The organism is Bermanella marisrubri, from assembly GCF_012295615.1.
GTDB classification, from domain to species: Bacteria; Pseudomonadota; Gammaproteobacteria; order Pseudomonadales; family Oceanobacteraceae; genus Bermanella; species Bermanella marisrubri.
The window spans coordinates 1,107,572-1,126,229 of sequence record NZ_CP051183.1; the positions used below are offsets into that span (position 1 = coordinate 1,107,572).

Annotated in this window: 21 protein-coding genes; 17 read left to right on the plus strand and 4 right to left on the minus strand. The window is 44.0% G+C overall.

Annotated features, from left to right (window positions below):
* Positions 1 to 187 precede the first annotated feature (187 nt).
* From rpsB to rnhB, 15 genes are all read left to right on the plus strand, one after another.
* The gene (gene rpsB / locus HF888_RS05080) at positions 188 to 928 is read left to right on the plus strand and encodes a 30S ribosomal protein S2 (RefSeq protein WP_007016253.1); all 741 of its coding nucleotides are present in this window, start codon (positions 188 to 190) and stop codon (positions 926 to 928) included.
* Positions 929 to 1,016: 88 nt separating this feature from the next.
* On the plus strand, positions 1,017 to 1,856 hold the full coding sequence (tsf, locus tag HF888_RS05085) for a translation elongation factor Ts (protein WP_007016254.1): 840 nt from the start codon (positions 1,017 to 1,019) through the stop codon (positions 1,854 to 1,856).
* 224 nt (positions 1,857 to 2,080) lie between these two features.
* Positions 2,081 to 2,830: a UMP kinase gene (gene pyrH / locus HF888_RS05090; RefSeq protein ID WP_007016255.1), complete on the plus strand. Its 750-nt coding sequence runs from the start codon at positions 2,081 to 2,083 to the stop codon at positions 2,828 to 2,830.
* Positions 2,823 to 3,380: a ribosome recycling factor gene (frr, locus tag HF888_RS05095; RefSeq protein ID WP_007016256.1), complete on the plus strand. Its 558-nt coding sequence runs from the start codon at positions 2,823 to 2,825 to the stop codon at positions 3,378 to 3,380. Before pyrH ends, frr begins: the two co-directional genes overlap by 8 nt.
* Positions 3,381 to 3,439: 59 nt before the next feature.
* Positions 3,440 to 4,198, plus strand: coding sequence for an undecaprenyl pyrophosphate synthase (locus HF888_RS05100; RefSeq protein WP_007016257.1), 759 nt, complete (start codon positions 3,440 to 3,442; stop codon positions 4,196 to 4,198).
* A complete protein-coding gene (locus tag HF888_RS05105) occupies positions 4,191 to 5,030 on the plus strand; it encodes a CDP-archaeol synthase (RefSeq protein WP_007016258.1) in 840 nt (279 codons plus the stop codon). Before HF888_RS05100 ends, HF888_RS05105 begins: the two co-directional genes overlap by 8 nt.
* The gene (gene ispC, locus HF888_RS05110) at positions 5,027 to 6,187 is read left to right on the plus strand and encodes a 1-deoxy-D-xylulose-5-phosphate reductoisomerase (RefSeq protein WP_007016259.1); all 1,161 of its coding nucleotides are present in this window, start codon (positions 5,027 to 5,029) and stop codon (positions 6,185 to 6,187) included. Before HF888_RS05105 ends, ispC begins: the two co-directional genes overlap by 4 nt.
* Positions 6,187 to 7,521, plus strand: coding sequence for a sigma E protease regulator RseP (gene rseP / locus HF888_RS05115; RefSeq protein WP_007016260.1), 1,335 nt, complete (start codon positions 6,187 to 6,189; stop codon positions 7,519 to 7,521). Before ispC ends, rseP begins: the two co-directional genes overlap by 1 nt.
* A gap of 75 nt (positions 7,522 to 7,596) precedes the next feature.
* Positions 7,597 to 9,966 (plus strand): outer membrane protein assembly factor BamA, encoded by a 2,370-nt coding sequence (gene bamA / locus HF888_RS05120; RefSeq protein ID WP_007016261.1) that lies wholly within the window; start codon positions 7,597 to 7,599, stop codon positions 9,964 to 9,966.
* Between the two features lie 39 nt (positions 9,967 to 10,005).
* A complete protein-coding gene (locus HF888_RS05125) occupies positions 10,006 to 10,524 on the plus strand; it encodes an OmpH/Skp family outer membrane protein (RefSeq protein WP_007016262.1) in 519 nt (172 codons plus the stop codon).
* 5 nt (positions 10,525 to 10,529) lie between these two features.
* Positions 10,530 to 11,549: a UDP-3-O-(3-hydroxymyristoyl)glucosamine N-acyltransferase gene (gene lpxD, locus HF888_RS05130; RefSeq protein ID WP_007016263.1), complete on the plus strand. Its 1,020-nt coding sequence runs from the start codon at positions 10,530 to 10,532 to the stop codon at positions 11,547 to 11,549.
* A 13-nt stretch (positions 11,550 to 11,562) separates the two neighbouring features.
* Positions 11,563 to 12,003, plus strand: a complete 441-nt coding sequence (gene fabZ / locus HF888_RS05135; protein WP_040297369.1) for a 3-hydroxyacyl-ACP dehydratase FabZ — start codon at positions 11,563 to 11,565, stop codon at positions 12,001 to 12,003.
* Positions 12,000 to 12,770: an acyl-ACP--UDP-N-acetylglucosamine O-acyltransferase gene (lpxA, locus tag HF888_RS05140; RefSeq protein ID WP_007016265.1), complete on the plus strand. Its 771-nt coding sequence runs from the start codon at positions 12,000 to 12,002 to the stop codon at positions 12,768 to 12,770. The genes fabZ and lpxA overlap by 4 nt, the downstream gene beginning before the upstream one ends.
* Complete coding sequence (gene lpxB / locus HF888_RS05145) at positions 12,770 to 13,915, plus strand: lipid-A-disaccharide synthase (protein WP_007016266.1); 1,146 nt, start codon at positions 12,770 to 12,772, stop codon at positions 13,913 to 13,915. Before lpxA ends, lpxB begins: the two co-directional genes overlap by 1 nt.
* The gene (gene rnhB / locus HF888_RS05150; RefSeq protein WP_007016267.1) at positions 13,912 to 14,580 is read left to right on the plus strand and encodes a ribonuclease HII; all 669 of its coding nucleotides are present in this window, start codon (positions 13,912 to 13,914) and stop codon (positions 14,578 to 14,580) included. The genes lpxB and rnhB overlap by 4 nt, the downstream gene beginning before the upstream one ends.
* A gap of 45 nt (positions 14,581 to 14,625) precedes the next feature.
* Here the strand turns inward: rnhB and HF888_RS05155 are convergent, their stop codons facing one another.
* The 3 genes from HF888_RS05155 to HF888_RS05165 are packed head-to-tail and all read right to left on the minus strand — an operon-like array spanning position 14,626 to position 16,883.
* Positions 14,626 to 14,976 (minus strand): hypothetical protein, encoded by a 351-nt coding sequence (locus tag HF888_RS05155; RefSeq protein ID WP_133308402.1) that lies wholly within the window; start codon positions 14,974 to 14,976, stop codon positions 14,626 to 14,628.
* Positions 14,977 to 15,001: 25 nt separating this feature from the next.
* Complete coding sequence (locus HF888_RS05160; RefSeq protein WP_007016269.1) at positions 15,002 to 15,694, minus strand: porin family protein; 693 nt, start codon at positions 15,692 to 15,694, stop codon at positions 15,002 to 15,004.
* A gap of 1 nt (position 15,695) precedes the next feature.
* The gene (locus HF888_RS05165) at positions 15,696 to 16,883 is read right to left on the minus strand and encodes a patatin-like phospholipase family protein (protein WP_040297355.1); all 1,188 of its coding nucleotides are present in this window, start codon (positions 16,881 to 16,883) and stop codon (positions 15,696 to 15,698) included.
* An 81-nt stretch (positions 16,884 to 16,964) separates the two neighbouring features.
* Here HF888_RS05165 and HF888_RS05170 point away from each other — a divergent pair, with 81 nt between their 5' ends.
* Positions 16,965 to 17,582 carry a riboflavin synthase gene (locus HF888_RS05170; RefSeq protein ID WP_007016271.1) on the plus strand — a complete coding sequence of 206 codons (618 nt, stop codon included), beginning with the start codon at positions 16,965 to 16,967 and terminating at the stop codon, positions 17,580 to 17,582.
* Positions 17,583 to 17,598: 16 nt separating this feature from the next.
* Here the strand turns inward: HF888_RS05170 and HF888_RS05175 are convergent, their stop codons facing one another.
* Entirely contained in the window at positions 17,599 to 17,847 is a 249-nt protein-coding gene (locus HF888_RS05175) for a glutaredoxin family protein (protein WP_007016272.1), read from the minus strand.
* Positions 17,848 to 17,891: 44 nt separating this feature from the next.
* On the opposite strand from HF888_RS05175, the gene HF888_RS05180 reads away from it, so the two are divergent.
* Complete coding sequence (locus tag HF888_RS05180) at positions 17,892 to 18,644, plus strand: sulfite exporter TauE/SafE family protein (protein WP_007016273.1); 753 nt, start codon at positions 17,892 to 17,894, stop codon at positions 18,642 to 18,644.
* Positions 18,645 to 18,658: the final 14 nt, after the last annotated feature.

The following is an 18,658-nucleotide window of genomic DNA, read 5'->3' on the forward strand; positions in this document are numbered from 1 at the left end:
ATGATATAAAGCGCGCGCTTTTCGCATTATGGGTCTGGCGAAGCTAAATCCAAGTGTGAAAGAGTAGAAAATATACATAATCCGCACATATATCGGCACATTGTTCAGGGTGTCTTAAAAACTCAGTTTTTAGGATTGGATAATGGGATATATGGAGGCTTAACCCTTTAAAATATAGGTATTTAATATGGCACAAGTATCCATGCGCGACCTGCTAAAAGCAGGCGTACACTTCGGTCACCAAACTCGTTATTGGAACCCGAAAATGTCTCAGTACATCTTCGGTGCTCGTAACAAGATTCATATCATCAACCTTGAGCACACTGTTCCTGCATTCAACGAAGCGTTGAACGTAGTAAAAGGTTTGGCTGCTAAAAACAACAAAATCCTTTTTGTTGGTACTAAGCGTGCTGCATCTAAAGTAATGCAAGACCAAGCGTCTCGTGCAGGTCAGCCTTTTGTTGCTCACCGTTGGTTGGGTGGTATGTTGACTAACTACAAAACTATCCGTCAATCAATCAAGCGTCTACGTGACCTAGAAGCACAGCAGAAAGACGGTACTTTTGAGCAGCTTACTAAGAAAGAAGCGCTAATGCGTACCCGTGAGATGGACAAGCTAGAGCGTTCTATTGGTGGTATCAAAGATATGGGTGGTCTTCCAGACGCTCTATTCGTAATCGACGTTGATCACGAGCGCATTGCTATTCAAGAAGCGAACAAGCTAGGTATTCCTGTAATCGGTATCGTTGATACTAACAGCAACCCAGATGGCGTTGATCACGTTATCCCAGGTAACGACGACGCGATTCGTGCAATTGAAATCTTCACCACTGCTATTGCTGATGCTTGCATTGAAGGCAAAACTGAAGCTGGTGCAGCTCCTGCACCTGCTCAGGCAGAAGAAAAGCAAGAAGAAGCTGCTGAGTAATTGTTGTAGCAACTCACAGTGGTTAAAAAGGGGAGTGCGCTCCCCTTTTTTGAATGACATTAATATTCAACTTAATTAGGTGATGACTATGGCTGTTTCTGCAGCATCTGTTAAAGAATTACGTGAGCGTACTGGCCTAGGTATGATGGAGTGCAAAAAAGCACTTCAAGAAGTGGGCGGTGATGTTGATAAAGCAATCGAAGAGCTACGCAAGAACTCTGGCCTAAAAGCAGCTAAGAAAGCAGGTCGTACTGCAGCTGAAGGTATCGTTGTTGTTAAGACAGAAGGCGGCTACGGTATGATCGTAGAAGTTAACTCTGAAACTGACTTTGCTGCTAAAAACGAAGATTTTGTTGCATTTTCTAACAATGTTGCAGATGCAGCGTTCGCAGCTAAGAACACTGAAGTTGCAGGATTGTTGAATGAAGATCGCGAAGCGATCGTTCAAAAAATCGGTGAAAATATCTCTCCTCGTCGTGCAGTAGAAGCAGAAGGTGAGATTGTTGCTGGTTACGTTCACTCAAATAACCGTCTAGCAGCACTTGTTGCACTGAAAGGTGGTAACGAAGACGTCGCTCGTGACATTGCGATGCACGTAACTGCTGTTAACCCTCGTGTGTTGACGCCAGAAGATATGCCTGCTGAAGAAGTTCAGAAGGAAGAAGATATCATTAAGGCGCAGCCTGATATGGAAGGTAAGCCAGCTGAAATCGTTGAAAAGATGATGGGTGGCCGTATCAAGAAGTTCCTAAAAGAGAACAGCTTGCTAGAGCAGCCTTTCGTTAAGAACCCAGAGCAGACCGTTGGTCAGCTAGCGAAAGAAGCAGGTGCAGAAGTTGTTGCATTTGTTCGCTTAGAAGTAGGTGAAGGTATCGAGAAAGACGAAACTGATTTCGCAGCAGAAGTTGCAGCTCAGCTTAAAGGCTAATTGATACTAGCCATTGCAGTGCCGAGTTCAGGTTAGCCTAACTCGGCATTTGTGCATCTGGCCCCGGTGAACTGAGTGGTTTTTAGCCACTGAGTACCGGGGTTTTGTGGTGAAAGACATGGTATAGCCCTATATATTTGCCACAAGCAGTATTATATTGGGATCTGTATTAACCGCGTGTGGAATTGATCCCGCACCGCAGATACACATTATTGAGGTGAGCAATGGCCCCGGCAGAAAAACGAAGCCCTAAATACAAGCGAATTCTACTTAAACTCAGCGGTGAAGCCTTACAGGGTGAGCATGATTTTGGTATTGATCCTAAAGTGCTTGATCGTATGGCATTGGAAGTGGGTCAGCTTGTTGGAATTGGTGTTCAAGTCGGACTGGTCATTGGCGGCGGTAACTTATTCCGTGGAGCAGCGTTAAGTGAAGCTGGTCTAGATCGCGTAACAGGCGATCACATGGGAATGTTGGCAACTGTAATGAATGCTTTAGCCATGCGTGATGCGTTAGAGCGCAGTAATATCAAGTCTCGCGTGATGTCTGCGATTCCTATGAGTGGTATCGTAGAGCACTATGATCGTCGCCGAGCGCAACGTCATCTTAATAATGGTGATGTGGTTATTTTTTCGGCAGGTACAGGTAATCCATTCTTTACGACGGATTCCGCAGCTTGTCTTCGTGGTATCGAAATTGAAGCGGATGTCGTGTTAAAAGCGACAAACGTTGATGGTGTTTATGATTCTGATCCGAAGAAGAATCCCGATGCCAAAAAATTCGCGCAGTTGACGTATGACGAAGTACTTGAACGTCAGTTGGGTGTAATGGATTTAACAGCGATATGCTTGGCTCGTGACCATGATATGCCATTGAGAGTTTTCAACATGGCAGAACCAGGTATCATGGCGCGTATCATGGTCGACGGTGAAGAAGGTACGACCATAGTTAGTGGAGTTGAAAACGATGATTAATGAAATTCAGAAAGACGCCGAAGAGCGTATGAAAAAAAGCTTAGCGGCCATGATTGAAGCCTTTAAAAAGGTTCGTACAGGTCGTGCTCACCCATCTTTGTTGGATGGCATTAACGTAGACTATTACGGTAATCCTACGCCAATTAATCAGCTAGCAAACGTGAATGTTGAAGATGGACGTACATTGGCGATTACTCCATGGGAAAAGCCATTAGTGCCTGAAATTGAAAAGGCCATCATGAAGAGTGACTTAGGTATCACACCTGCTACATCGGGTGAAACCATTCGTGTGCCTATGCCAATGCTGACCGAAGAAACGCGTAAAGGTTTTATTAAGCAAGCTCGTGCAGAGGCTGAAAAAGGGCGTGTTTCTATCCGCAACGTACGACGTGATGCTAATTCTTCCGTTAAAGATCTTTTGAAAGAAAAAGAAATCAGTGAAGATGAAGAGCGTCAAGCTGAAAACGAGATCCAAAAACTGACGGATAAATTCATCGCCGACGTGGACTCTCTTCTAGTAGAAAAAGAAAAAGACCTAATGCAGGTTTAATCCATAGCGTGAAGCAGTACTGCCCAGTTCGCTGGGCAGATTCATATTAGGTCCAGTTCATGTCAGAAATTCAGCCTCCAAAATTTGAAAAGCTGCCTCAGCATGTCGCCATTGTAATGGACGGCAACAACCGTTGGGCAAAGCGACGTCATTTACCAGGCGTAGCGGGCCATAAAGCGGGTGTTAAAGCGGTGAAAACCGTTATTGAACAAAGTGCGCGTTTAGGTGTTGAGGCACTCACGTTGTTTGCGTTTTCTAGCGAAAACTGGCAGCGACCAGAGAAAGAAGTGAATGCTCTGATGCAGCTGTTTTTAAATGCGCTGCAGAAAGAAGTGAGTAAGCTTCACGAGCATGACATTCGGCTTATTATCATAGGTGATACCAGTCGTTTTAGTGACACTCTGCAAAAACACATCACTGAAGCTGAAGCATTAACGGCCAATAATCAGGGGCTAAAATTGGTAATCGCTGCTAATTATGGTGGTCGCTGGGATATGGCAAACGCAGCCTATAAAATAGCGTGTAAGGTTAAGCAGGGTGAGCTTAGCGAAAACGAAATTACCCCCGAATTATTTCATCAATATACTAGCTTAAGTGATTTGCCGTCACCGGATCTTTGTATCCGTACGGGCGGAGAAGTGCGCTTAAGTAACTTCATGTTATGGCAGTTTGCGTACACTGAATTGGTATTTAGTGACGCATTGTGGCCTGACTTTAATGAGCAAGACTTCTGGTCGGCAATAACCGAATATAATAGCCGCACGCGTCGATTTGGTCGCACAGATGAACAGTTGAAGGAAGACAGCAAACGTGCTTAAGCAACGCATTATTACGGCGCTTATTTTAGCGCCTATCATGATCGGCGGTATATTCTTTTTACCGTTATCAGAGTTTATGGTGTTCATTGGTTTGATTACGGCTATTGGTGGCTGGGAGTGGGCCAAAATGTCTGGCTTAAAAGCACCTTTGGGACGTATCGCGTATGCCGGTTTAATTGCCGGATTCATCGCTGCTATTTATTTGTTTGATCAGACTCAAGAAGAAAGCGTGCTCTATGTGGCTGCCGTTTGGTGGTTATTAGCATTGATATTGGTAATTACTCATCCCCGCTTAGAAAGCGTATGGCAGAGTGTGCCTGTAAGACTATTGATCGGATTGCTGGTATTGATCCCTATGTGGGTTGGATTTGTGCAAATCAAAAGCTACCCATACAGCAATTTCTTAATTTTATTTGTGATGTTGGTGGTATGGGGCGCAGATGTTGGTGCCTATTTTGCTGGTCGCACATTTGGTAAGCACAAGCTAGCGCCAAAAGTGAGCCCAGGTAAAACATGGGAAGGTGTTTATGGTGGATTGCTCACGACTGCCTTGATCGCTTGGTTTGGTGGGCAGTTATTACAGTCTGAAACCAATATCCAGCTTGATGTAAACCAGTGGCTAATGCTGTTTGCTATTACATTTGTTGTCACTATCGTTTCTGTTGTTGGCGACTTATTAGAAAGCATGATGAAGCGTCATTGCGGCATGAAAGATTCGAGTAATTTATTGCCCGGCCACGGCGGAGTCATGGATAGAATTGATAGCATGACGGCAGCTCTACCTGTTTTCGCGTTAGCGTTAAGCCTGTTTGGGTGGAACTTGATCAAATGAAGCAATGGGTAACCGTGCTGGGTGCGACGGGTTCAATTGGTCAGAATACATTGGATGTCATTGCGCGCCATCACGATCGTTATCAGGTGTTTGCTCTTACGGCTCACAGTCGGGTTGATGAACTGGCTCAAGATTGTATAGAGCATCAACCACTTTATGCTGTTGTTGCTGACGCAAGCAGTGCCGAAAAATTGCAACAATTGCTGCTTGATAAAGCCAACAAAACGGAAGTTTTATGGGGCGCAGAGCAACTTGAATGGGTGGCATCCCACGATCAAGTAGATCAAGTTATGGCTGCGATTGTTGGAGCGGCAGGCTTACTGCCGACGCTTGCAGCGGCCCGAGCAGGAAAGCGCATTTTACTGGCCAATAAAGAAGCGCTTGTCATGAGTGGGCAGCTATTCATGGATGCCGTTCGTGATAATGGTGCTCAGTTATTACCTATTGATAGCGAACACAACGCGATTTTTCAGAGCTTGGTGGGCTGTGAAAATCATCAGGGCGTCCAAAAGATATTGCTTACGGCCTCTGGCGGGCCATTTAGAGCCGCCACATTGCAAGAACTCAAAAGTGTAACTCCCGCGCAGGCGGTTAAACACCCCAACTGGTCTATGGGGCAGAAAATTTCTGTCGATAGTGCAACCCTAATGAATAAGGGGTTAGAGCTGATTGAAGCTTGTTGGTTATTTGGTGTTACTCCCAAGGACATTGAGGTTGTTGTGCATCCCGAGTCAGTAGTACATTCCATGGTGCAATATGTAGATGGCTCAGTGATTAATCAAATGGGTAATCCAGATATGCGTACACCCATCGCCTATGGTATGGCTTGGCCGGAGCGCATCGATGCAGGTGTTCCAGCGCTGGATTTCTCGTCCATACAGCAATTAAACTTTGAAGCACCAAGGCATGATGTATTTCCGGCTTTAAAACTTGCCGCCAGAGCATTTGAGGCAGGTGGCACGGCACCGGCCATTTTCAATGCGGCCAATGAAGTGGCGGTTTCAGCGTTTCTTCGGGAACAAATCAGTTTTCTGTCTATCTCACAATTGGTTGAACGTTGTCTTGACGCGATTGAAATCGAGCCAGCAAAGAATTTAGAAGTCATACTCAGTGCCGATCAAAAGGCACGAAAGTGGGCTCAGGAGATGATTGCTTAATGAGTGTAATCACCAGCATTTTAGCTTTGATTGTGACCCTTGGTATTTTGGTCACTATTCATGAATATGGCCATTATTGGGTTGCCAGACGCTGTGGTGTCAAGGTTTTACGCTTTAGTGTGGGGTTTGGCAAAGTGCTGTTTAGCCGCACTGATAAGCATGGAACTGAATTTGCGATCGCTGCAATCCCCTTAGGTGGCTATGTCAAAATGCTTGATGAGCGTGAAGGCGAAGTACCTGAGCACGAGCTTGATAGCGCCTTTAACCGCAAGACTGTGTGGCAGCGTATGGCCATCGTTTTAGCAGGACCTGCTGCCAATATTATATTCGCAATTTTTGCATATTGGCTCATGTTTATGACGGGTGTCACCAGTATTAAACCTGTTGTTGGCGTAGTGACGGAACCGGCTATCAGTGCAGGTATTGAGAGTGAAGATGTTATTACCGCCATTGATGGCAATACCGTTTCTAGTTGGCAGCAAGTGAATTTTCGCCTAATTGACCGTATTGGCGATACCGGCGATGTCATGCTTGAATTGAACGGCAGCAAGCAAAGTAGTATCAATATAGAAAAATGGCTGCATGACGTTGAAGAACCTTACCCCCTCGAGCATCTCGGCATTGCCCCTTTTCGCCCAAGTATACCTGCTGTAATCGACCAGGTTCAGGATGGCTTGGCGGCTGATCAGGCAGGTATTAAGGTTGGAGATGAGATTACTTCTGCCAATGGTCAAGAGATAGAAGACTGGAGCCAATTAGTAGAAATTATTAAGTCTAATCCCAATCAACCAGTGGATCTGATTATTGCTCGTGATGGAAATGAGCAACCTTTGATGCTCATCCCTGGTAGTAAGCAATTGAGTGATGAACAGCAGATTGGATTCGCAGGTATTGCCGTTAAGCAGCCTGAGTTACCGCAAGATTTTATTGTGCGAAACACATACGGTCTGATTGAGAGTATTGCAATGGCTTTGGATAAAACGTGGCAGATGTCTGTTATGACGTTGGACTCCTTAGGGAAAATGATTCAAGGCTTGTTGTCAGTGAAAAACTTGAGCGGACCCATCACCATTGCTAAAGTAGCCAACGCCTCCGCAGAGGCTGGTTTTGAGGCATTTATCGGGTTTCTCGCGTACATCAGTATTATGCTCGCAATAGTAAATTTACTACCGATTCCAGTTTTGGATGGTGGCCACTTTTTGTATTACGTAATTGAAGCCATAAAGGGCAGCCCTGTATCAGAAAAAGTACAAATAATGGGCATAAAGATAGGCATGCTATTGCTTTTTACCGTCATGTTTATCGCTATTTTCAACGATATCAGTCGGATCTAGTATCAGTCCTTTTTGATTGAATATTTTAATAATAACCACGAAGACTTTGAGTCTAACGAATAAGTTCAGGAAAGCATGAAGTACACCCTTATCAGTTTGGTATTTGCGTTTATATCCACCTTGGCTTCGGCAAAATCATTTGTTGTAGAAGATATTCGGGTGGATGGTTTACAACGTGTTAGCGCAGGCAGTGTGTTTAGTGCATTTCCTGTAAACATTGGCGATAAGGTGGACACCGCTACGTTAGCAGGGGCTAGTCGCAGTTTGTTTAAAACCGGTTATTTCAATGATGTTAAATTACAGCGCGATGGCAATATATTGATTGTTAACGTGATTGAATTACCAACCATTACTCAACTAGAAATAGAGGGTAATAGTGCTATTGAGACGGAACAGCTTAAAGAAGGCTTAAAGCAAGCAGGTCTGGCAGAAGGTTATGTTTTTAAAAGAGCAACACTAGAACGATTGGAGCTGGAGCTAGAGCGCCAATACGTTAGCCAGGGTCGTTACGATGCGAATATCGAAACAGAAGTCGAAAAGTTACCACGTAACCGTGTCGCGTTAACGATTAAAATCGATGAAGGTTCGGTTGCCTCTATCAGTCACATTAACATTGTGGGTCACAAAGCTTTTACGAAACAAGAATTGCTGGATCAGTTTGAATTGAAAACCACCAATATGTGGTCTTGGTATAAAAGTGACGATAAATACGCTCGTGAAAAGCTCAGTGGTGATTTAGAACGTTTACGATCTTTTTATCTTGATCGTGGTTATATCCGTTTCAATGTAGAATCTACACAAGTTTCACTTTCTCCAAATAAAGAAGATGTATTTATTACTGTGAATATCCACGAAGGTGATATTTATAAGGTTAATGACGTATCTCTTGCAGGTGAATTAATCGTCGAAGAAGAGCAATTAGAAAAACTCATTGTGTTAGACACTGAAGATACTTTTAGTCGTCGCAAAGTAACGTTCACCCAGGATCTAATTAGTCGCCGTTTAGGTAATGAAGGCTTTACATTCGCCAGCGTCAATGGTGTGCCCAAAATAAACGACGAAGAAAAAACTGTTGATATCACCTTTTTTGTCGAACCAGGCAAGCGTACTTATGTTCGCCGTATAAATTTTGCTGGCAATGAGTCCACCATGGATGAAGTCCTGCGTCGTGAGATGCTGCAAATGGAAGGGGGTTGGGCCTCTACCGAGCTAATCGAACAAGGTAAAACTCGTTTGGAGCAATTGGGCTTCTTTAAAACCGTGAGCGTTGAAACGCCAAAAGTTCCGGGCTCTGATGAATTAGTTGATGTTAATTACAATGTTGAAGAACAACCCAGTGGCAGTCTAAATTTGAGTATTGGTTACTCAAGTGCAGATGGTGTCATCATAGGTTCCAGCGTCAGCCAGAACAATTTTATGGGCACAGGTAATAAGATGAGTACCAGTGTTAATAAAACTGACGCAGTGACTAGTCTGAACCTATCATTCAGCAATCCTTATTACACCGTTGACGGAATTAGCCGCGGTTTCAGCGTTTTCTATAGAGAAACTGATTTCTCACAATTATCACTGAGTGATTACAATACGGACACCTACGGTGGACGCATGAGTTTTGGTTTTCCTATCAATAGCCGTGAACGTCTATCGTTTAGCGTTGAGGCGAGTAAAACTGAAATGGAGTACAGCCAGTTTGCCCCTCTTGAAATCAGCGAGTTTGTTGATGCCCAAGGTGAAAACTTCACAGAATTGACACTGGGTAGTCAATGGGTGTGGACGACACTTAACCGCGGTCTGTTCCCAACTGCAGGTGCTCGTCAAACACTGTCTTTAGAAGCCACTGTACCCGGCAGTGAGCTGGAATATTACCGTGCAACTTATAAGGCTGAAAAATACTTCCCGCTAAGTAGCAATGGTAATTGGACATTCCGTTTACGTTCAGAGCTGGGTTATGGTGATGGTTATGGTGACACTGATGAATTGCCATTCTTCCAAAACTTCCGTGCTGGCGGTGTTGGTTCTGTAAGGGGTTTCTCTACCAATTCTTTAGGACCTAAAGGTGTTATTAGTAATGGTGTTGATAGCAATACAGGTGATCCAATTTACATAGAAGACTCAAATAGTATCGGTGGTAATTTACTAACAGAAGCTAGCGCCGAACTTGTTTTCCCAATGCCATTTATCGAAGATCAGCGCAGTATGCGCAGCGTATTGTTTGTTGATGCTGGTAACGTTTTTGATACACAATGCTTAGTATTACCGGACGGTGAAGAGCATCCGGGCTGTATCGAAGGTTTTGATGCAGATGAAATGCGGGTAGGTGCTGGCGTAAGCCTAACTTGGGTAACGGCGATTGGGCCCCTCACATTTACCTTCGCACGAGATTTGAATAGCAAAGCTGGAGACGAAACAGAAGGTTTCGAGTTCTCGCTGGGACAGGTTTTTTAATTTAATTCATTTGGATAAAAAAATAACTTAGGAATCACAATGAAACATTTAGTAAAGATTATTGTCGCCTCTTTAGCGTTTGTAGCTATGACTGTAGCAGCAGAAACCAAGATTGCTGTTGTTGATATGGAGCGTGCATTGTTTCAAAGCGAAGGAGCAAAAGCGTCTTTCAAACAGGTTGAGGATCAATTTGGTGATGATCTAGAGAAGCTGAAAGATCTTGAAAAAGACATGCTCGAAATTCAGCAAAAGATGCAAAAAGACGGCGCTATTATGAGCGACGAAGAACAACGTAAAATGCGTAATACTGTTAAAGAAAAGCAAAGCGAATATCAGTTCTTCGCAGGTAAACTACAGAAAGCAGAACAAGAATGGCGTCAGCAGTTCTTCCGTGCAAATCTACCACGCATTCAAGAAATTTTACGTAAATTGATTGATGACGAAAAAGTCGATGTCGTACTAAATGGCCAAGCGGTTATTCATGTTTCCCCTGATATTGATCTGACTAAAAAGCTATTGAATGCTTTAAACAAAGCATCTGAAGCGAAAGCGAAGTAATAACTATGCCCAAGTTGCAAACGATCGCGGAACATATCGGTGCCAGAGTTGAAGGTGATGCTTCATCAAGTGTTGACGGTCTTGCGACTTTGCTTGACGCAGGGCCTACGGAACTCAGCTTTCTTGCGAATATGGCTTACCGAGATCAATTGCAAATTACTCAGGCAGGAGCCGTGATCGTTCACCCCAAGCAAGCGCATGAGGTGAAAGGCACGGCTTTGGTCATGGACAATCCCTACCTTGGTTATGCAAAGGCCTCTCAGTTGTTCAATACGTTACCAGATGCTCAAAAGGGCATTCACAGTAGTGCTGTTATTCATGAGTCTGCCCAAGTAGACACTACCGCAAGTATTGGAGCTAATGCAGTGGTAGAAGCGAATGCAGTGATTGCAAAAAATGCTGTGATCGGCAGTGGTAGCTTTATCGGTAATAACAGCCGAATAGGTGAGGGTACACGTTTGCACTCAAACGTCTCTGTCTATCATGATGTCATTATCGGTACGGATTGCATTATTCATAGTGGAGCCGTTATTGGTAGCGATGGCTTTGGTTTTGCCCCTGATCGCGGAGCATGGGTCAAAATTGCCCAAATTGGCGGCGTGGTAATAGGCGATCATGTAGAGATTGGCGCTAACTCGACTATTGACCGTGGTGCGATGAGCGATACACAGATACACGATGGTGTGAAACTCGACAATCAGATTCAAATCGCTCATAACGTGGTTGTTGGTGAAGCAACAGCTATGGCAGGCGGCTGTCTGATCGCAGGCAGCACGCAGATAGGTAAAGGGTGTACGATTGCCGGTGGCGTAGGTATTGCCGGACACCTTAAGATCGCTGATGGTGTTCACGTAACGGCAATGACATTGGTGACGAATCATATTTCAGAAGCAGGTAGTTATTCTTCTGGTACCGCCATGTCGAATACCTCGGAATGGCGTAAAAGTGCGGCACGATTTAGGCAGCTGGATAGTATCGCCAAACGTTTAAAACAATGCGAACGTGTTCTCTCTGAGAAGGAATAATGTCATGACGACCATGGACTATCAGCGAATCACTGATCTGTTGCCCCATCGTTATCCGTTTCTGTTGGTTGATCGTGTAACTGAGTTAGAGACCAAGCAACGTATTGTTGGATACAAAAACGTGAGTAGTAATGAGCCTTTTTTTCAAGGCCATTTCCCCAAGCATCCGATTATGCCTGGAGTATTAATTTTAGAGTCTCTCGCGCAATTGGCTGGCCTGTTGGGGTTAGATGCGATTGATCGAGAAAAAGCAGAAAATACGGTTTATTATTTTGCCGGAGTGGATACAGCTCGTTTTAAGAAACCAGTGATACCCGGCGATCGTCTAGATATGGAAGCCCGTTATGTGAACGACAAACGGGGAATCTGGCGCTTTGAATGTGAAGCCAAGGTCGATGGAAAGCTGGCCTGTCAGGCTGAAATCCTGTGTGCAGAAAGGGAAATAAAGTTGTGATAGATTCTCGAGCGGTCATCGATCCAAGTGCGCAAATCGCCGATGACGTTGAAATTGGACCTTTTACCATTATTGGTCCTGATGTTGTGATTGAAGAAGGTACTAAGATATCCAGCCATGTTGTGGTAAAAGGACCAACTCATATCGGCAAATTTAATAGAATTTTTCAATTCTGTTCCATTGGTGAAGATTGCCAAGACAAAAAGTTTGCTGGTGAGCCTACGCGTTTAGAAATTGGCGACCACAATATTTTTCGTGAAGCCTGTACTGTGCATCGTGGCACCGTGCAAGACAATAGCTTAACCAAGATCGGTAGCCATAACCTATTTATGGTGAACGTGCACATCGCACATGATGTAATGGTGGCTGACCATTGTATTTTTGCAAATGATACGAATATTGCGGGCCATGTGCATATTGGGGACTACGCCATACTAGGTGGCGCTTCGCAGGTGCATCAGTTTGTGAAAATCGGCGATCATAGTATGTGCGGCACCGGTTCTATTGTATTGAAAGATGTTCCGGCATATGTAATGGCAAACGGTAATTCTGCGAAGCCTCATGGCATTAATGTTGAAGGATTGAAGCGTCGCGGATTTAGCAAAGATGACATTCGTAATTTGCGTAAAGCCTATAAATTTATTTATCGCCAAGGTCTAACTATTGACGAAGCACTATTAGAATTAAAGCCTCTCGCTGACGAAACGCACTCAGTAAAAACTTTGATTGATAGTTTGAATTCCTCAACTCGAGGAATTATTCGCTAATGGCTCTGTGCTTTGCCATGGTCGCAGGGGAAGCCTCTGGTGATATCCTAGGCGCAGGCCTTATTCAATCCTTAAAGAAACGCTACCCTGATGCTCGCTTTGTGGGCATTGGCGGTCCCAAGATGGAAGCACAAGGATTTGAGTCTTTGTACCCTATGGAGCGTTTGTCAGTCATGGGTTTGGTTGAAGTACTGGGGCGTTTGCCAGAACTTCTTGGTATTCGGAAAAAGCTCTATAAAACCTTTTTAGAAATACAGCCTGATGCTTTTATTGGTATTGATGCCCCCGATTTTAATCTGACCTTGGAAAGAATGCTCAAAGATAAGGGAATCACTGCGATTCACTATGTAAGCCCGAGTGTGTGGGCTTGGCGTGAAAAACGGGTTAAAAAGATTCGTGAGAGCGTTGATCAAGTTCTGTGTTTATTTCCTTTCGAAGTCGATTTTTATTCAAAACATAATGTTCCTGCCACCTTTGTTGGCCATACATTAGCAGATGCTATTGATCTTGAGCCAGATACACATGCTGCTCGTGAACTCTTAGAGCTGGACCAGGATCGACCTGTGGTAGCTTTATTACCGGGATCGCGCCAAGGGGAAGTTTCGCGTTTGGGCGAATTATTTTTGCAAACAGCAGAGCTTGTGCGCCGCCACAAGCCAGATGTGCAATTTGTGATTCCTGCTGCGAATAAAGAGCGTAAGCAACAGCTTCAAGAGTTGTTAGCGCCATTTGAGAATTTGCGTGTAAAACTGGTGTTGGGGCAAAGTACAGATGTCATGACCGCGGCGGATACAGTGCTAATGGCTTCAGGGACTGCTGCATTAGAGGGTATGTTGTTGAAGAAACCTTTGGTGGTGTCTTATAAACTATCCAGTTTGACTGCATTTATTGTTCGTCGATTGTTAACTCAGCCTTACGTGTCTTTGCCCAACTTATTAGCAAAAAAACAGTTGGTACCTGAAATACTGCAAGAGCAAGCTACACCAGAAAACCTGGCTGAAGCAGTATTGACATATGTACAAGACCCAACGGCGGCACAAAAGTTAAAAGATAAATTCATGGAAATGCATTTATCATTGCGTTTGGACGCTGATGAAGCGGCAGCGGATGCTGTGCTTCAAACCATTAAGGCTCGCGCATCGTGAGCGAATCGATCGACTATAGCCAGCAAGCCTGGTTTCAATTGGAGCAATCCTTAAAACAGTCGGGAATACTATATTGCGGCGTCGACGAAGCAGGGGCAGGGCCTTTATGTGGTGATGTCGTGGCAGCGGCGGTCATACTTGATCCAAACAATCCCATAGACTCGTTGAATGATTCGAAGAAACTTAGTGAGAAAAAGCGAGAGGCCTTGTTTCCTGAGATTAAAGAAAAGGCCTTGGCTTATTGCATTGCACGTTGCACGCCGCAAGAAATCGATGAGATTAATATTCTTCAGGCAAGAATGCTAGCTATGACGCGTGCGGTGAAAGGCTTGCGAGATCAAAACGGTGAAATTTGTTTGCCTGAACATGCTTTTATTGACGGGAATCGATTGCCGCAAGGGCTACCTTGCCAAGCAACGCCGGTGGTAAAAGGAGATGCTCTTGTGGCTGCGATTTCTGCTGCATCGGTTCTGGCTAAAGTTCAACGGGATCACGATATGGTGGAGTTAGATAAGCACTATCCTGGATATGAATTGGCTAAACACAAAGGCTACCCAACTAAAGCTCATTTGCAGTTATTGAAAGAAAATGGGCCTACAGATATTTATCGAAAAAGCTTCGGACCGGTAAAGGCGTTGCTTGCTCAAGCTGAGTTGGACTTTTAATTCTTTCCGGTTGATCAGCGTTGTTTAGGCATGCATTCATCAAGGTCAATTGCATTCTGGAATGAGTTGAATTTTGTTTGGATGTACTTGCCAAGCAGCGCCCGTTAAAAAGTCAGTGGGTATACTGATGAGTCCTAAGTCTAATAATAAACCGAGTAAACTTGTTTTGTTAAAGCGTGATTCAGTGTCATATTGGATCTGACAATCATTGAGTTCTACTATTATTTGATGACTTTCATCTCGACTTACCTTTCGTTGTGCCATCCCCTGTCCAGCAAACCTGCCATCAATATAAATTGTTGCGTCCTCATGGCTTTTCACATGAATGGTTTGTTGTTGTCCGTTTATCATGCTGGCACAACCAGATGTTAGTAAGGACAGAGATAGAATAGTCATCAATACAACTATTTTCAGGGGAAGATTAAAATTCATATTCTGCACTCAAACTGGTAAACCACTGCATATATTCTTCGTTTTGCGATTCGATTTCAAAATCTAATTGATTTACTTGCAATCTGACTAACCAATTAGCATTGACGCGGTAGAGAGCGCCGACCGCGAGCTGGATTGTATCTAATGACGATGAGCTGCTATTAAAAAAAGATGTATTTTGCTCTCGTCCTTCAGAAGTGTTTACAGTATTAATGGTGCCATCCGATGTCGAGGATATACTACCAATGAGGTAGCCCAATTTGCCTTGTAAGATAAGCGAATCTAAAAGTGGATAGGTCAAAACATGAGATAAAGATATGCCACTCACAGACAGCGTATTGGATGCGCGAGTAGTAACACTGTCTGTAGTTGATTCATTTATGAGTGTTTTTTCAAAATTGATACTGCCGTAATCAATATATGAAATCTCGGCGCTATAATATGGATGAAAGCGAAAACCAAAATAAATTTGAAACGGATTGCTGCTACTGTCAACATTTGTGTAAGAGGGGACTTCGCGAGTATTACCAAACTCTCTCACTTGATCATTGAAGTCAGCTTCAGTAGAGGTAATACCAAAAGCAAGGCCTGCATATTTCTCGATGGGAAATGCCAATGCTGATGGGGTAAAGAGTACTATAAGAAAGAAACGTAGTAGCATATTCAAGAGTTTATTTTTCATACTAAAGTGATTGGCGTTTTGCCTCAAGTGATTTCTGTGGGCTAGCATAGCCAAAAAACTCCAATATATCGTCTTTTTGTCGCATGGCATCTTCGTACCCATGTTGAATTAAGTCTCTACAAAACCCTCTTTCAAACAGTAAATAACTTAACACACCGGCACCGCCTTTACCTGTTGTGCCGCTGCCTTTTAAGAAGAAGCGTAAGCCTTTGGGAAGTTCTCTCGCATGGCGGGCAGCGATATCATCAATGGCTTCACTGGGATTAATTTCCAATATATCAATTGGTTTTAGACCAATACCGTTTTCTTCAATTACGTCGGCTGGGATTTTACTTAGCGTATTATTAATTCGTGTTAAGCGTTCCACATCCGTCTCCATACTATCGAGGAAGGCCGCATTAAACATATGGTTCATGATTTTCGCCATGCTTGGATAGGCCTGCATTTGAGTGCGATTTTTGCGCCGATGTGCACTACCACTTACACCAATTACGAGAATCTTTTCAGCACCCATATGCAGTGCTGGGCTGATAGGCGCTAGCTGACGAACAGCACCGTCACCGAAGTATTCACGATTAATCTTTTGTGCAGGAAACACTGTGGGGATGGCAGATGATGCTAACAAGTGGTCTACATTGATTCTTGAGCGCACGCCAATACGGCGCATACGCTGCCAATTTTTGACTGACTTATTCGCTTGGAAGAAGCTAACGGATTCTCCTGATGCATAACCGCTGGCAGTGACGGCTATGGCATGTAAATGACCAGCATCGATGGCTTTTTGGATATTTTCAAAGAAAATTACTTTATTAAGGAGTTCTCCCAGTGGGCGGTTGTCTAATAGGGAAACTGGATCTCCTGATTTAAAACCAAAGAAACTATTAAGAAGAAATGTGCTCGACCAACCGATTAAGCCACGTAAATCAGTACGAAAGATCTGATCACAACTGAAATTTTGCCAAATGCGTTCAAGATGTCGAATACCGCGCTTATAATGACTGGCATAGCTGGCAAGTGCTACGGAATTGATTGCACCAGCACTGGTTCCACTAATGACATCAAAAGGGTTTTGTGAATCATTGGGTAATAAGCGGGCAATGGCTTTTAATACGCCAACTTGATAGGCCGCGCGAGCGCCACCGCCAGAAAGCACAAGACCAGTTTTTGTGGGGTTAGGCGTCCGTGTCATAAAACTCTGTGTTCAAACAAGCATCTAGCGTCAGTATAGTTCATAATACACTGCATTTTACGGGCTAAGAGTAGTTATCACATGTTTACAGGTATCGTACAAACTAAGCAAGCGATCGCTCACATAGAGAAACAAACTGGCTTATGGCAGCTACAAGTTGATTTGCCTGAAAAGATGCTGCCTGGATTGGAACTTGGCGCCAGTATCGCTATTAACGGGGCTTGTCTAACTGTATGCAAGATTGAAGGTGTAAGAGTTAGCTTTGATGTAATGATGGCCACGCTTGAGCAAACCAATCTTTCTGATTTACAGCAAGGCAGTATCGTCAATCTAGAGCGCGCAGCGCGCTTCGGTGATGATATCGGTGGCCATCAATTAAGTGGTCATGTTCACGATACTGTATCTATTGTTGAAATCGAAACGCCAGAAAACAATCGCATCATCTGGTTTGAGCTAAAGGATAGCCATCGACCTTACATATTCGATAAAGGCTACATAGGTTTGAACGGATGTAGTCTGACTATCGCTAAAGTCGAACAGACCCGATTCTGTGTTTATCTTATTCCTGAAACGCTATCGATAACCACATTTGGTGAGCTAGAAGTGGGTGCCCACGTTAATCTGGAAATTGATAGTCAAACCCAAGCACTGGTAGACACGGTTGAGCGCCTACTTCAGCACCGAGGTCTTATTCAGTAATTTGTTGTGAGCGGGCTTAGTTAAGGCTCTTGAGGTATTGTGCGATGTCTCTGGACTCATACATCCAATGTACATCGCCATTGTCTTGCTCTATTCGTAGGCAAGGGACCATGCTGCGACCACCGCCAGAGATAAGATCTTGGCGGTTTTGGGGATTAGTCAGGGTGTTTCTCATCTCTACCTCTAGCTGAGTTTTGTTCAATACAGACAAAACCATTTGGCAGAATGGGCACTGGTCATAATAATAAAGCGCCAGCTTAGGCATAACGTCACCTCTGAATTAAAGTCTTTTTAGGATGTAATCCTTTCATGTTAGATCAGATTATACTGTTTTTTATTGCCATCGTGGCCAATATCTTCTCTGCCTTTGCTGGAGGCGGAGCGGGTTTAATTCAACTGCCTATCTTGATTTTTCTTGGTTTGCCCTTCGCTATTGCTCTTGCTACCCACAAAGTGGCCACAGTCGCTTTAGGATTAGGTGCTACCATTCGCAATATTAAAGAAGGCCACACTAGCTGGCGCTTTAATTTAATCATGTTGGCAGCAGGTATTCCGGGTGTTGTATTGGGCGCTTATGCCATTATTGGTATTGATGATCGTCTCGCTGAAATATTATTGGGCGCGCTAACCTTAAGTTTGAGTATTTACAGTATTGTTAAACCCAATCTTGGTTTGGTGCCAGAGCATCGCAATCAAACTGGCTGGGGATTGCTGATTGGATGCATTGGCTTATTTGCCATTGGATTTACTAACGGCGCTTTATCAGCCGGTACCGGATTATTTGCCACCATGTGGTTGGTGAAATGGTTTGGCTTAAATTATAAACATGCAGTGGGCCATACCTTGATTAGTGTGGGTTTATTCTGGAATTTTAGCGGTGCCTTGACGATGGGGTTATTAGCACAGATTCAATGGGACTGGTTACCAGCCTTGGTGCTGGGCTCGTCAATCGGTGGCTACATAGGTGCGCACTATGCGATCAAAATGGGTTCATCGTGGATCAAGCGAGTCTATGAAGTGGTAACACTGGTAGTGGGAATAAAGCTTATCATCGGAGCCTAATTCTGATAATTTTT